The organism is uncultured Aquimarina sp. (genome assembly GCF_947500065.1).
GTDB lineage: Bacteria > Bacteroidota > Bacteroidia > Flavobacteriales > Flavobacteriaceae > Aquimarina.
Window position 1 is genome coordinate 233,798 of record NZ_CANMQT010000001.1, and the last position, 13,865, is coordinate 247,662.

Consider the following 13,865-nt stretch of genomic DNA (forward strand, 5'->3'; position numbering starts at 1 on the left):
TACTATCTTATATAAAGTGAAAAAAATATCGCAATATATCGTTCTAGGCATTGTTTTATCATTTGGATTATTCTACTTGTATACAAAAATTTCTGCTGCAGATGAAGGAGATTTAGCTCCTGATTTTGAGGCTACATTAGTAGATGGAACTTCCTTTAAATTATCAGAACTTCGAGGTGGATATGTATTATTGGATTTCTGGGGTTCATGGTGCCCTCCTTGTATTAAAGAAAGCCCGCAATTAGTAGCATTGCATCAAAAACATGGTAATGAATTAACCATTGTAAGTGTTGCACTGGAAAAAAACAAAGACTCCTGGAAAAAAGTGGTTTCTAAGTTTGGATACACCTGGAAAAATCAAATTGTCAATCAGAATCGATTTGTGATGCTTTCAGATATTGCTAGAAAATATGGTGTTTCGGAAATTCCTGCCAAATTTCTAATTGCTCCTGATGGAAAATTGATGGAAAATTATTCTTTTAAGGAAATTGACAGTCTACTATCCAAATCCAGAACAAATAGATAAAACATGAATTTCAAACACCTATATCTAATAGTTATTATTACAATTGTTTTCGGATGTAAAGAGAAGTCTAAAAAATCTGAAACGACAGAAGTAAGAGAAACTGAAGTAGTAAAAGAAACCACTGCGCTGCCTAATGTAAAGGTGTTAGAAAAGCAATTTACGATGGCTGGTTTAAATCGTAATCGTCAGATCAGAATTTACTTGCCACCCAATTACAATAAATCGAATAAAAAATATCCTGTACTATACATGCACGATGCACAAAATTTATTCGACAAGTTCACATCGTATTCTGGTGAATGGGAAGTAGATGAAAGTCTTAACAAACTAGCTGAAACATCAAAACTAGAATTTATCGTTATAGGAATTGATAACGGTGCTGAAAAACGGATGAACGAGCTTAGTCCTTGGGAAAACTCAGAATTCGGTATAGCTGAAGGAAAAGAATATATGAAATTCATTGTGGATCAAATTAAACCTTATGTAGACAATTCTTACAGAACGTTAAGTGATAAAAATAACACTGTGATTATTGGAAGTTCTATGGGTGGATTGATCTCGCACTATGCTATCCATCAATATCCAGAAGTCTTTAGTAAAGCAGGAATTTTCTCTCCATCATATTGGTATTCTGAAGATGTTTTCACATTTACGGAAAAAAATTCTGTTCCAGAACAAACTCGATTGTTTCTATTAGTTGGTAAAAAAGAAGGACAAGGGATGACGGACAATGCCGAAAAAATGTATACTCAGATTCTTTCTTCAAACCATCCGAAAAAAAACATCCATCTTATTATAGATCCCGAAGGTGAACATAATGAAGCATTTTGGAAAAAGCATTTTGCTTCAGCAATTGAGTGGCTATTTGTTTATTAATTACACAAATTAAAAGATTATGAAAACCATCAAGCTTCTTCTTATACTTTCTATAGTATCAATATCTTCCTATAGCCAAAAAACTGACCTCACTATATTCAAAAACCTTATAGGTAAAGAATGGAAAGCAGAAGGGACTTGGGGAGATGGCACTATCTTTAAACAAGAAACTATCTTCATGTATGATTTAAATAACAGCTTAGTGATTGTAAAATCCAAGGGTTTTACCAATAAAAAGCAAACACAATATGGTTGGCGTAATCATGGTATAAGAAAATTTGACGCTGAAACCAAAACCATTAAATTCTGGGAATTCGATATTTTTGGTGGAGTTACAGAAGGAACGGTAAAAGTGGATGGCAAAAATATTATGTATCAATATCAATATGGAGAATCACTGGTAACGGATATGTGGGAATATGTGGATGACCACACCTACAATCTTAAAATTGGGGATTACGCGGATGGAACTTGGAAACAAATATATCTAGAGACTCAGTTTAAAGCTGAAAAATCAGAGAGTAGCGGTCGCTAAATGTTAAATAATTCATAGAATCGTCCACACACATAATAACAAAAAACCCCCTTAATTTAACATTAGCATTTAGGAAACCAGATTTGACACGACTAAAATAGAAATTGTGATATTATTTTAAAGTTAACAACTAACAGCACAAACAATATGCAAATTCTAAAACCAGACCTTAGTCGATTCGAAACTATTAAAGATTTTCCTTATAAGGAAAATTTTATTGATTTTGAAAACCTTAAAATGCATTATATCGACGAAGGAAAAGGCGAAACCATCTTAGCACTTCATGGAGAACCAACCTGGTCATATCTTTATAGAAAATTTATCCCAACACTAAAAGATTATCGATTCGTTGCTCCAGATCTTATTGGATTCGGTAAATCAGATAAAATCGTAGGATGGAAGAATTATTCCTTTGATCTTCATTTTAGATCTTTGGAACATTTTATTCAAAAACTAGATTTGAACGATATTACGCTGATTGTTCAGGATTGGGGTGGCATGTTAGGATTAAGTTTATTGGCGAAATATCCTGAAAAATTTAAAAGAGTGGTTGTACTAAATACTTTTTTACCTGTAGGTAAAAAGATGTCGCTTTTTTTCAAAATATGGAGAATGTATGCTAAATATCATCCTTCATTGTCGATTAGTACTATTCTGAAACAAGGTTCTTATCAGAAATTATCTCAGGAAGTTCTAGATGCTTATAACGCACCTTTCCCAAATAGAAAACATAAAGGTGGCGCTGTTGCTTTTCCTTTATTGGTTCCTGCTAATAGAAATGATCCTGCTGTGCAACCAATTCAAAAAGCCAGAGATGTTCTATCTAAATGGAACAAACCTGCATTAGTATTATTTTCTGATAAGGACAAGATTCTTGGCGGATTGGATAAATTCTTTTATCGACTAATTCCTACCGCAAAAGAGCAGCAAAAAATTAAGATTAAAGATGCTGGACACTTTTTACAAGAAGAAAAAGGCGAAGAAATAGCACAATACATTCATAAATTCATGAAAGATGAATTGAAAGTTCAATAAAATAAGTTTTATACTAATCAAAAAAAGCCTCTAAGTTTATTAAACTTAGAGGCTTCACTATTACCATTAAATAATTTCTTCTATCTAAATCGAAGCAGAAATAGTTTCCATTGACCTATCCACTTTTTTCACTAATCCCGATAATACTTTTCCAGGACCAACTTCAGTAAAAGATGTAGCTCCATCTTTCATCATATTTTGCATACTCTGTGTCCATTTTACAGGAGCCGTTAATTGCGCAATCAGATTTTTTTTGATCTCTTCAGGATCTGTAACTGCAGTTGTTGTTACATTCTGATATATTGGACAATTAGGTGTATTAAAAGTTGTTGCTTCTATTGCTGCTGCCAACTCTTCTCTTGCTGGTTCCATTAATGGTGAATGAAAAGCACCACCAACCGGTAGTACCAATGCTCTTCGAGCACCTTTTTCTTTCATAAGTTCACAAGCTTTCTCAATTGCTTCTACTTCGCCTGAGATTACTAATTGACCAGGGCAGTTATAATTTGCTGCCACCACTACTCCATCAATTTCTTCGCATCCTTTTTCTACTACTTCATCTTCTAACCCCAATACAGCAGCCATTGTAGAAGGTTTTATTTCACAAGCCTGTTGCATCGCTAATGCCCTTTTAGAAACTAACCGAAGTGCATCTTCAAAATTCAATGTACCATTAGCCACCAAAGCCGAAAATTCACCTAATGAATGCCCCGCTACCATATCTGGTTTAAAACTATCTCCCAATACTTTACTAAGAATTACAGAATGTAAAAATATCGCCGGTTGCGTTACTTTAGTTTCTTTTAACTCATCAGCTGTACCTTCAAACATGATTTTAGTGATTTCAAAACCTAGAATATCATTAGCCTTATGAAAAAGTTCTTTTGCAATTTCTGAATTTTCATATAAATCTAACCCCATTCCTGAAAATTGAGCCCCTTGACCTGGAAAAACATATGCGTTCATGTACTGTGTGTTTAAAATTTTTAGCAAAAGTAATAATTAAAAGTGATTCATTAATTAGAGGTTAGCCCTTTGATTTTTATTCTCCTGAGAAAATCCAACCAATAGTAGAATAACAACTAAGAATATCGAATTAAAATGTCTTTAACACCACTATAATATGACCTCCCGAATAAATTAAGGTGTACAAGGAGATAATATAATTGCCAAAGGGGTAATCGTTCTTTCCAATTCTCTGTAAGCGGAAAAGTCTCATTATACACTTCAAATAATTCTCGATCAAAACCTCCAAAAAGATGCATCATCCCAATATCCATCTCTCTTGGAGCGTAGGCTACAGCAGGGTCTATTAAACAAGGTTCTCCTTTTTCATCAATAATAAAATTACCATTCCATAGATCGCCATGGGTTAAACTCGAAGGTTCATCTGGAATTTCGGTTTCGATAGCTGTATAAAGAGTGTCTAAATTCTGAAAAGAAAAACCATTTTGAATAGCAATCTTAAACTGTGGTTGTAATCGCTGAATTATATAAAATTCCGAAGCTGTATAATGTTTAGAATTACTTTGCTGTAGGCTACCTATGTAATTATCATTTTCCAAACCGAAATAAGACGCACTCTGACGATGCAAAACAGCTAATTGCTCTCCAAATACCTTCCAAAAATCTTCAGTTTGTTTTCCTTTTTCAATATACTCGAGTAATAAAAAAGTATCATCGCCATATTTACCATAATGCAACACTTCAGGAATTGCAAAAGCATTTACTTTTCTTAATTCTTCAAGGCCTAGCGCTTCCGCCTCAAACATTCCAGGAAACCTAGAAGCACTATTTAGTTTAACTACTAATTCTCTAACATTTGTAGACAATAAAAACACTTCATTAATATCTCCTCCTGAAAAAAGTTTTGTAGCATTCACTTCTTCAGAAAGAAGGTTTTCAAAATGCTTTATGAGTTGTTTTGACAGCAAACCTACAACCTACTTCTTTTTATAAGTCAAATACGTAAATCCAAACTCATGTCGCTCATCTGCGCCGTGAAGTTCTCTATTTTCAATAATCCATGCTTCAGTATCTATATCAGGAAAAAAGGTATCCGCTTCGAAAATCCCATGTACTCTGGTAAGCTCTATACAATCGGCATATTCCATTCCTATCTTATAAATTTCCCCGCCACCAATAATAAATGGTTGTGGATCATCTTTTGCGATTTCTAAAGCTGCATCCATAGAATGCACTACCAAAGCTCCTTCTGGTTTATAGTTTTCATTTCTGGTAATTACTACATGAACACGATTAGGTAATGGTTTAGGAAATGTCTCAAAAGTCTTCCTGCCCATAATAATATGATGCCCTGTAGTCAATTGTTTAAAACGCTTAAAATCATCTGGCAAATGCCAAACAAGATCATTGTCTTTCCCTAAGGCATTATTTTCTCCAGCTGCCGCAATCATGGTAATCTTACGATTCAACATAGGTTTTATTGTTTCTTCCACAACTTTGGGTTGCTGCTGTTGTTTAATAAATTTTTCCTTCTTTTTAATGAGTTCATCTTTTGGATACATAAGATCTACATCCTTTTGTATTAGTGCAATTTCTGCTTTCTGCTTTGCTATCAAACGTTCCATTTGATTACTCGTCCATTCTGCTCCCATGAACTTGTGAAACAACCATACATTACAAAAATGTAACACCAATAAAAATGCCCAGCAAATAACTACTATCACATACCAATCCAAACCAAAGAAAGTAATCTCTTTACCAACTCCGATTAATAAATTAAGAATAATCAAAAAAATAGAACCAACTAAAAAGACAATAAAATGCTGAAATAATCTTTTCTTTTGTACGGTTCTTTTACGTGCGTGCTCATACAATTCACGTTGTACAGGATCAATTTGTGGAGTTTCTTTTCTTTTTGAAAACATTTTAATAGTACCTTAGTAAAGCTTGATTAATAAATCCAAGTAAATATAAAGGTTTTGCTAAAAAGCCCTAAAGTAACTTATGAAGAATTTAAGAAAAGAATTTCCCGTACTATCCCAAAACACCTATCTTAATACAGCATCTTCTGGACTATTATATGATTCCTTATTAGATTACAGACAAGAACATGATCTTGATTTTCTAATTGGCGGAAGTATATTTCGGGATCATCAAGAAAAATTTCTAAACACTGTTAGAAAGTCAATTGGAAAGTTTTTTGGATGTGAATCACAAAACACAGTATTGACTCCCAACTTTTCTTTGGGTCTCAATACTATTTTAAATGGATTGGAGAAAAGCAAAAAAATACTGCTGCTTAATGACGATTATCCATCAATAAATTTTTCTGTAGTCAACAAAGGATTTAAGGTTTGCTATGCTGAAGTAAATGCATCTTTAGAACAAAATATTGAAGAAGCCATCTCAAAACATACTCCAGATGTTTTTGCTTTTAGCTTAGTACAATACATTAGTGGTATTACAATTGACCTCGATTTTTTGAAACAGTTAAAATCAAAGAATCCTGACCTCTTACTAATTGCTGATGCTACCCAATTTTGTGGAACCAAAGTGTTCGATTTTAAGACTTCAGAGATTGACATTCTTGGGTGTAGTGGTTATAAATGGTTGTTAGGGGGTTACGGTAATGGATTTATGATGTTCAAAGAAAATATTCTAGATCAAATTACTCCTCAAGAGTATAAAACAGCTGCTTCTAATGGCGATTATGATTCTTCTTACACAAGTTTACAAGCGAGATATGAATGTGGTCATTTAGACACATTTAACTTCGGAAGTTTACAATATTCCCTACAGTTTATTTCCAAAATAGGGCTTTCGGTAATCGAAGAACATATAAATGAGTTAAGTAAGTACACTAAAACCGAATTGGCAAATTTAAACCTACTAGAAAGGGATGTAGTTATCCGAGAAAACCATAGTTCAATCTTTAATTTAAAAGGAGATCAAAAATTATATAACATTTTAAAGGAAAAAAATATTATCACTTCGCTTAGAGGCAACGGAATTAGAATAAGTCTTCATTTTTACAACACAAAAGAAGAAGTTACAAAACTACTTGACACACTACATCGTTATCGTTAATATTTAATTGTTAAATGTTGATTAAATTATTGAAAATCCGTCAGTTTCCTCTTTTCTGTTTTGATGTTTTGTGTTAATTTCACTTAAATTTTATTAACCGAAAATTAATTACAAACTAAAATTATGGCAATAACCAAGCAATACCTAAAGTCAAAACCTATCTGTAAGGTTACTTTTTCTGTTCCTGCAAAAGAAGCAACTAATGTATGCGTTGCTGGAGAATTTAACGAATGGAATACTGAAGCGACAGTACTAAAGAAGTTAAAAAATGGCACATTTAAAGGAACATTAGATCTTCCAAAAGATCAAAAATTCGAATTTAAATATGTTGTGGATGGACAATGGACTAATGAATCGGAAGCTGATGGATATCAGTGGAATGATTTTGCAGCAGCAGATAACAGTTTATTAGTGCTTTAATAACAGGAAATTGATTGATATTGAGATTGTAGTTATTATTCTACAATCTCAATACCTTTCCAGAATGCAACATATCCTTTAATCTGTTTTGCAAGATCACTAGTTTCTGGATAATACCATGCTGCATCCATATTTTCTTTACCATTTACATTCACTGTATAATAAGACGCTACTCCTTTCCAAGGGCAATTAGTATGGGTTTCGCTTGACTTAAAAAATTCTTTTTTTATAGCTTCTGGCGGAAAATAATGATTATTTTCAATCACCTTTGTATCATTACTTTCTGCAATGATCTCATTATTCCAAATTGCTTTCATAGTTTTTTATTTTAAAACAAATCAAAATGATTTATTCTGATTTTTTAAACACATAATTTTTATAATACTTATTATCATCTGTAAAAGATCCTGTAATCTCGAATCCAGATTCTTCTGCCAACCACTTAACAGTATCATCGTCATATTTCTGAGAAATCTCGGTGTGGACACTTTCCCAGGCTTCAAAGTGAACTTGTAAGGATAAACAATCTATATCTACTGTTTGCTTTTTTGTACTCACGAGATAACTTTTGGCAGTACCACTCTCTGGATCATACACTTCCCAATGGATAAAGGCATCTAAATTAAAATTACCTCCAAGTTCTTTATTAATTCTTGTTAAGACATTTTTATTAAATGCGGCCGTAACACCGGATTGGTCGTTATAAGCATCTAAAACTTTCTGAGGATGTTTCTTTTGATCAAAACCGATAAAAACAAGGTCATCCGGATGCATTACACCATTCAATTTTTTCAAAAACTGAATCGCTCTTGGGTGTAACAGATTACCTATATTAGATCCTAATACCATAATTACCTTTTTACGGTCACTAATATGCTGCAATCTATCTAACACTTCAAAATATTCTCCTATCTGACCTTTCACATTAAGATCAGGTAACTCCAAAGCTAGATTCTTAACCAATCCATTAATTGCATTCTCACTAATATCTATAGGATGATATATAACAGGGTACTTTTGATCGAGTAATTCATTTAGTATTACTTTAGTTTTTTTACCATCCCCTGCTCCTAATTCGACTAAATCAAAGCCGTTCTTATTAAAATCGAAGCTTTGAATAATATTCGTTTTATGTAATTGAAAAATATCATATTCAGCATTTGTAAGATAATATTCTGGTAAATCCATTATCTGCTGAAAAAGCTTATCTCCTACTTCATCATAAAAAAACTTAGAAGACAGATATTTAGGAAAACTAGTTAAACCTTCGTGTACTTCTTTACCGAAAGTACAAACTAATACGTTTTGATCTTTAGAATTCATGTAATGGGGAATTATTTATTTTTCGCTAATCGCAATCCATTAAATTGCCATCTTAACTGTGGGTGAAAAAAATTACGATATGTAGGCCTTGTATGATTACGAGGAGTAGCTACAGATCCTCCTCTAAGTACTTTTTGATTTACCATAAACTTCCCATTGTATTCACCAAGTGCTCCTGGAGCTTTAGTGTAATTAGGATAAGGTAGATAGGAACTTTCTGTCCACTCCCATCTTGACCCCCAATCAAAAAATTGTTCAGCAGCTTCCCATTCAAATTCTGTAGGAAGGCGCTCACCTTTCCATTGGGCATACGCAAAGGCTTCATAATACGAAATATGAGTTACGGGAGCATCAAGATCTAATCTCTTTACTCCTGTTAAAGTATACTGTTGATACTCTTCATCAATTTTATGCCAATACAATGGTGTTTTTATGTATTCAGTACTAATCCAATCCCAAGCTTCTGCATGCCACAAAAGGCTATTTTTATATCCTTTGTCTTCAATAAACTCCAGATATTCTTTATTAGTTACTAAGCTTTCTGCTATACTATATTTTTCAAGAAACACTTTATGAATACCTAATTCATTATCGTAGCAAAAATTATCTCCCTTATAACCAATCTCGTACAACCCTTCATTCATAGTATGATACAAGGAAGAAATCTCTTTCTTCGGATTTTCATCAAAAGTATCATTATATTTAGGCAACAATGGATTATTGCCCAAAATGAATTTAATATCAGTTAGCAACAATTCCTGATGTTGTTTCTCATGATGAATCCCTATCTCTACAAGGGATCTGATTTCCTTATTATCTATCTCTTCTAATAAAGATTGTAAATTATTCGTAACGTAATCTCTATAGTCATACACTTCACTAACGGTAGGTCTCGAAAGATTTCCTCTATTAGTTCTTATGACACGTTTTCCTATACTTTCATAATAACTATTAAAGACGTAAGCGAAATCATCGTGAAATCGTTTATAGTCTATTTTAAATTTAGTTAGAATAAATTCTTCAAAAAACCAAGTAGTATGTCCTAGGTGCCATTTTGGCGGAGAAACATCAACAATTGGTTGAACCACATAATCTTCTGTTTGAAGTGGAGCACAAATTTCTTCTGAATGTGCTCTGGTTTGTAACAAAGAAGAAAGTAAATTATCAGTAATTACCATAAAAAAAAGTGTACTCGATTTACGAATACACTCAAATTTAATCATTTTTATTTTGCCACTACTTTACAGCAAAGTTAATCCGATGTTAAATATGCCTATATACTTATTGTGGTTTTATGAAAGTAATCGGCACTTCATAGGCAACGGCAATAGGCTTTTTACCCCATTTTCCAGGTTTCATTTTTGGAATTGCTCTGATAATCCTAACAGCTTCTCTTTGAAGATATCTGTGACCTCCAGTAACTTCAATTACTTCGGTTTTACCTTTATTATTTACTATAAACTCTACAGTAACTGTTCCTTCTAGACTATCCTTCTCAGCAATTTCAGGATATCTAAAGCTTCTTATAATATGATTTCTTAAATTGTTATCAAAACACTTTATAGGTGTTTGTCTAGAATCTTCGCATTTAGGCCACATTGGCGTAATCCCTTTTTCGTTAGCATTCTCCTGAGAGAGGATAACATTATCCTGAGCAAACAAAAAGGTTGAACATAAAATTGTTGTAATAAGTAGTAGTTTCTTCATATTAATTCAGTTTAAATTTGGGGGCTAAACTGCAACTACACCTTTTATATGAGGGTGCGGATTATAGTCTTCCAATTCAAAGTCATCAAAAACGAAGCCAAAAATATTTTTCACCTCAGGATTGATTCTGATTGTAGGTAATTTTCTCGGTGTTCTAGACAACTGTAATTCTAATTGTTCTATATGATTATTATAAATATGTGCATCTCCAAACGTATGTATAAATTCACCTGCTTCATAGCCGCAAACTTGTGCCATCATCATTGTAAATAAAGCATAGGATGCTATATTAAATGGCACCCCTAAGAAGATATCAGCACTTCTTTGATATAATTGACAAGATAACTTTCCATCAGCTACATAAAACTGAAAAAATGCATGACAAGGAGGTAATGCCGCTTTACCGTTAGCTACATTATCCGAAAAAGATTTAGATGTATCGGGTAAAACACTAGGATTCCAAGCTGACACTAACATTCGTCTACTATTAGGGTTATGCTTTAACGCATGTACAATTTCTTTTATCTGATCTATCTCATCACCATTCCAGTTACGCCATTGATGTCCATAAACTGGACCTAAATCTCCATTTTCATCTGCCCAATCATTCCAAATACGAACTCCATTCTCTTGTAAATACTTAACATTAGTATCTCCATTAAGAAACCATAACAACTCATAAATAATTGATTTAAGGTGCAGCTTCTTTGTGGTCACCATGGGGAAACCTTCACTAAGGTCAAAACGCATTTGATAACCGAAAACACTTTTGGTTCCTGTTCCTGTTCTATCACCTTTTTCATTGCCATTTTCCAGTACGTGATGTACCAGATCAAGATATTGCTTCATATTCCCTTACTAACTTTCTATTGCGTTTGTTAAAATAACATTATTTCCTGTCAAATATACAAAAAATAGGTTTCGAGATATCTTTTAATATGTAGATTATGAAATAGTTGTAAAACCTTTTTCATAATTATGTTTTTGACAAAAAAACCTTTTATTATTATCCAATAATCATTCCTGCGATCGTAGCGGATAATAAAGATGCAATGGTTCCTCCTATTAATGCCTTCATACCAAATTCTGATAATGTTTTTCGTTGTCCTGGAGCAAGAGAACCAATTCCTCCAATCTGAATTCCAATAGACGCGAAATTTGCAAAACCACACAACATATATGTTGCCATAATTACAGACTTATTATAGGTTAAATGCGTTGCATTTGACATGTCTTTTAAATCTGCTAATTGTATATAGCCAACAAACTCACTAGCCACTAGTTTTATCCCTAGGAGCTGTCCCATTAAAGCTATGTCTTCTTTAGCGACTCCAATCAGCCACATTAATGGTGCAAAAAGATAGCCTAAAATAAGTTCAAGAGATAAGCTTTGGTATGCTGTGTTCGATGCTATCCAAGTGTTTATAGAAGTAATATCTCCAACCCAACCCAATATACCATTCAGCATAGCAATAAAGGCTACAAACACTAATAACATAGCACCAACATTTACAGCTAATTTTAAGCCTTCAGTTGTTCCGTTTGCTATAGCGTCTAAAATATTAGATCCTATTTTTTCTGAAGAAACATGTACGTCTGTATTAATTTCTTCTGTTTGCGGAAATAGTATTTTAGAAATAACAATTGCTCCTGGAGCCGCCATTACTGATGCTGCTAATAGGTGTTTTGCAAATTGTAATCTTAAAACTGGGTCGTCTCCTCCTAAAAATCCGATATAAGCTGCCAGTACAGCTCCCGCAACAGTTGCCATACCACCGATCATAACCAATAGCATTTCAGACTTATTCATCTTTTCTAAATATGCTTTAATTAATAGAGGTGCTTCTGTTTGGCCTAGAAAGATGTTACCAGCGACACTTAAACTTTCTGCTCCAGATATCTTTAGTGCTTTAGTTAACAACCAAGCCAAACCTTTTACCACTTTTTGAATAATACCTAAATAAAATAACAAGGAAGTCAAAGCTGAAAAGAATATAATAGTCGGTAATACTTGAAAAGCGAATATAAAACCAAAGGTATCCATGTCTACAACCAACCCTTCAAACAGAAATTTACTTCCTGCTCTAGTAAAGTCTAAAACACTAACAAATATGTTTCCAACCCATTCAAATATCGTTTGAACAAATGGCACTCTTAAAACTCCAATGGCAATTATTAATTGAAACCCAATACCTAATCCAACAGTTTTCCAGTTAATCACTTTTCTATTACTACTAAATAAGAAAGCAATAATTATCAGCACTATCATCCCCAAAACACCTCTCCATAAGCTTGTAAAAGAAAACCCTTGATTTGGTATCAACTCACTATTTTTTGCGACAGCTACCACTTCAGGTGTTTGTTTCTTACTAACGAGAGAATATGATACTCTATTTTTTGACAACACTAAAGTAGAGTCAGAAATACTTTGAATTTTATATTTTATAATAGAATCTTCAGCTTTTTCCGGAAAAAAAAGCAACACATTATTCTGAGCAAGGTAATCTCCTTTAAGCTTTTCTGATTCATTATTAAAAGCATAGGAAAACCTACCTTTTTCTATATGTAAATAATCACTTTCACTTACTTCGAAAACATTTTCCGAAGCTCCCTTTACAGTTTTTAAAATCCATTTTTTTTCTATGGATTGAGCAAAAAGTATGGTACACGTGAATAACGATAACAGGAAAAACAGTAGTCCTTTTTTCATAAAAACAGAAGTAATATTATAACATTTCGGAATATGTGGTAAAAGCGATCAAAACTAACCACGTTTTGAAATTTCATCTCTAATTCTAGCGGCTAATTCATAATCTTCATTAGCAACAGCCTGCTCCAGCATTCGATTTAATTCTTCAAGAGATAAATCCTGATAACTGGTTTCCTTACCCACCATTTCCACATCTTCTGAGACCAATTCATCTACCAACAGACTTTCGGGATCATCCTCATCATCCTTTTTAGGATTTACTTTTAGATAAATCCCTGCTTGATCTAAAATATTTTTGTAAGTAAATATAGGTGCCTGGAAACGTAAAGCTAAAGCAATAGCATCGCTAGTTCTAGCGTCGATAATTTCTTCGATCTTGTCTCTCTCACAAATAATACTGGAATAAAAAACACCATCTACCAACTTATGAATAATTACCTGTTTCACAACAACATCAAATCGATCTGCAAAATTTTTAAATAGATCATGAGTTAACGGTCGCGGAGGCTTTATCTCCTTTTCTAAAGCTATAGCTATTGATTGCGCTTCAAATGCACCAATAACAATTGGTAATTTCCTTTCTCCATCCATCTCGCTTAAGATCAGTGCATAAGCGCCATTTTGGGTTTGACTGTAAGATATTCCTTTTATGTTCAGACGAACTAAACTCATAGTAATTT

The 13,865-nt window shown here is 33.2% G+C and carries 16 protein-coding genes; 6 read left to right on the forward strand and 10 right to left on the reverse strand.

Annotation, left to right across the window (positions count from 1 at the left end):
- The first annotated feature begins 16 nt into the window (after positions 1-16).
- The 4 genes from Q0975_RS01185 to Q0975_RS01200 all read left to right on the forward strand — a co-directional run bounded on the left by Q0975_RS01185 (position 17) and on the right by Q0975_RS01200 (position 2,972).
- The gene (locus tag Q0975_RS01185) at positions 17-526 is read left to right on the forward strand and encodes a TlpA disulfide reductase family protein (protein ID WP_299431891.1); all 510 of its coding nucleotides are present in this window, start codon (positions 17-19) and stop codon (positions 524-526) included.
- Between the two features lie 3 nt (positions 527-529).
- Positions 530-1,402, forward strand: coding sequence for an alpha/beta hydrolase-fold protein (locus Q0975_RS01190; protein ID WP_299431894.1), 873 nt, complete (start codon positions 530-532; stop codon positions 1,400-1,402).
- 19 nt (positions 1,403-1,421) lie between these two features.
- Complete coding sequence (locus Q0975_RS01195; protein WP_299431897.1) at positions 1,422-1,937, forward strand: hypothetical protein; 516 nt, start codon at positions 1,422-1,424, stop codon at positions 1,935-1,937.
- Positions 1,938-2,084: 147 nt separating this feature from the next.
- On the forward strand, positions 2,085-2,972 hold the full coding sequence (locus tag Q0975_RS01200) for a haloalkane dehalogenase (RefSeq protein WP_299431900.1): 888 nt from the start codon (positions 2,085-2,087) through the stop codon (positions 2,970-2,972).
- An 84-nt stretch (positions 2,973-3,056) separates the two neighbouring features.
- On the opposite strand, the gene fabD is transcribed toward Q0975_RS01200, so the two are convergent.
- The 3 genes from fabD to Q0975_RS01215 form a co-directional block, all read right to left on the reverse strand.
- A complete protein-coding gene (gene fabD, locus Q0975_RS01205) occupies positions 3,057-3,938 on the reverse strand; it encodes an ACP S-malonyltransferase (protein ID WP_299431903.1) in 882 nt (293 codons plus the stop codon).
- A 116-nt stretch (positions 3,939-4,054) separates the two neighbouring features.
- Positions 4,055-4,906: a fructosamine kinase family protein gene (locus Q0975_RS01210; RefSeq protein WP_299431906.1), complete on the reverse strand. Its 852-nt coding sequence runs from the start codon at positions 4,904-4,906 to the stop codon at positions 4,055-4,057.
- Between the two features lie 9 nt (positions 4,907-4,915).
- The gene (locus Q0975_RS01215; RefSeq protein ID WP_299431909.1) at positions 4,916-5,863 is read right to left on the reverse strand and encodes a dihydrofolate reductase; all 948 of its coding nucleotides are present in this window, start codon (positions 5,861-5,863) and stop codon (positions 4,916-4,918) included.
- Positions 5,864-5,942: 79 nt separating this feature from the next.
- Between Q0975_RS01215 and Q0975_RS01220 the strand changes: the two genes are divergently transcribed.
- Positions 5,943-7,025, forward strand: a complete 1,083-nt coding sequence (locus tag Q0975_RS01220; RefSeq protein ID WP_299431912.1) for an aminotransferase class V-fold PLP-dependent enzyme — start codon at positions 5,943-5,945, stop codon at positions 7,023-7,025.
- Between the two features lie 123 nt (positions 7,026-7,148).
- Complete coding sequence (locus Q0975_RS01225; RefSeq protein ID WP_299431915.1) at positions 7,149-7,445, forward strand: isoamylase early set domain-containing protein; 297 nt, start codon at positions 7,149-7,151, stop codon at positions 7,443-7,445.
- A 35-nt stretch (positions 7,446-7,480) separates the two neighbouring features.
- On the opposite strand, the gene Q0975_RS01230 is transcribed toward Q0975_RS01225, so the two are convergent.
- The 7 genes from Q0975_RS01230 to Q0975_RS01260 form a co-directional block, all read right to left on the reverse strand.
- Positions 7,481-7,762: a DUF427 domain-containing protein gene (locus tag Q0975_RS01230; protein ID WP_299431918.1), complete on the reverse strand. Its 282-nt coding sequence runs from the start codon at positions 7,760-7,762 to the stop codon at positions 7,481-7,483.
- Positions 7,763-7,793: 31 nt separating this feature from the next.
- On the reverse strand, positions 7,794-8,768 hold the full coding sequence (locus Q0975_RS01235; protein WP_299431922.1) for an L-histidine N(alpha)-methyltransferase: 975 nt from the start codon (positions 8,766-8,768) through the stop codon (positions 7,794-7,796).
- Positions 8,769-8,779: 11 nt separating this feature from the next.
- Complete coding sequence (egtB, locus tag Q0975_RS01240; RefSeq protein ID WP_299434209.1) at positions 8,780-9,946, reverse strand: ergothioneine biosynthesis protein EgtB; 1,167 nt, start codon at positions 9,944-9,946, stop codon at positions 8,780-8,782.
- Between the two features lie 103 nt (positions 9,947-10,049).
- Complete coding sequence (locus Q0975_RS01245; RefSeq protein ID WP_299431925.1) at positions 10,050-10,475, reverse strand: energy transducer TonB; 426 nt, start codon at positions 10,473-10,475, stop codon at positions 10,050-10,052.
- Positions 10,476-10,499: 24 nt separating this feature from the next.
- The gene (locus Q0975_RS01250) at positions 10,500-11,324 is read right to left on the reverse strand and encodes a thymidylate synthase (RefSeq protein ID WP_299431928.1); all 825 of its coding nucleotides are present in this window, start codon (positions 11,322-11,324) and stop codon (positions 10,500-10,502) included.
- A 157-nt stretch (positions 11,325-11,481) separates the two neighbouring features.
- On the reverse strand, positions 11,482-13,185 hold the full coding sequence (locus Q0975_RS01255; RefSeq protein WP_299431931.1) for a nucleoside transporter C-terminal domain-containing protein: 1,704 nt from the start codon (positions 13,183-13,185) through the stop codon (positions 11,482-11,484).
- Positions 13,186-13,239: 54 nt separating this feature from the next.
- Positions 13,240-13,857, reverse strand: a complete 618-nt coding sequence (locus tag Q0975_RS01260) for a bifunctional nuclease family protein (RefSeq protein WP_299431934.1) — start codon at positions 13,855-13,857, stop codon at positions 13,240-13,242.
- Positions 13,858-13,865: the final 8 nt, after the last annotated feature.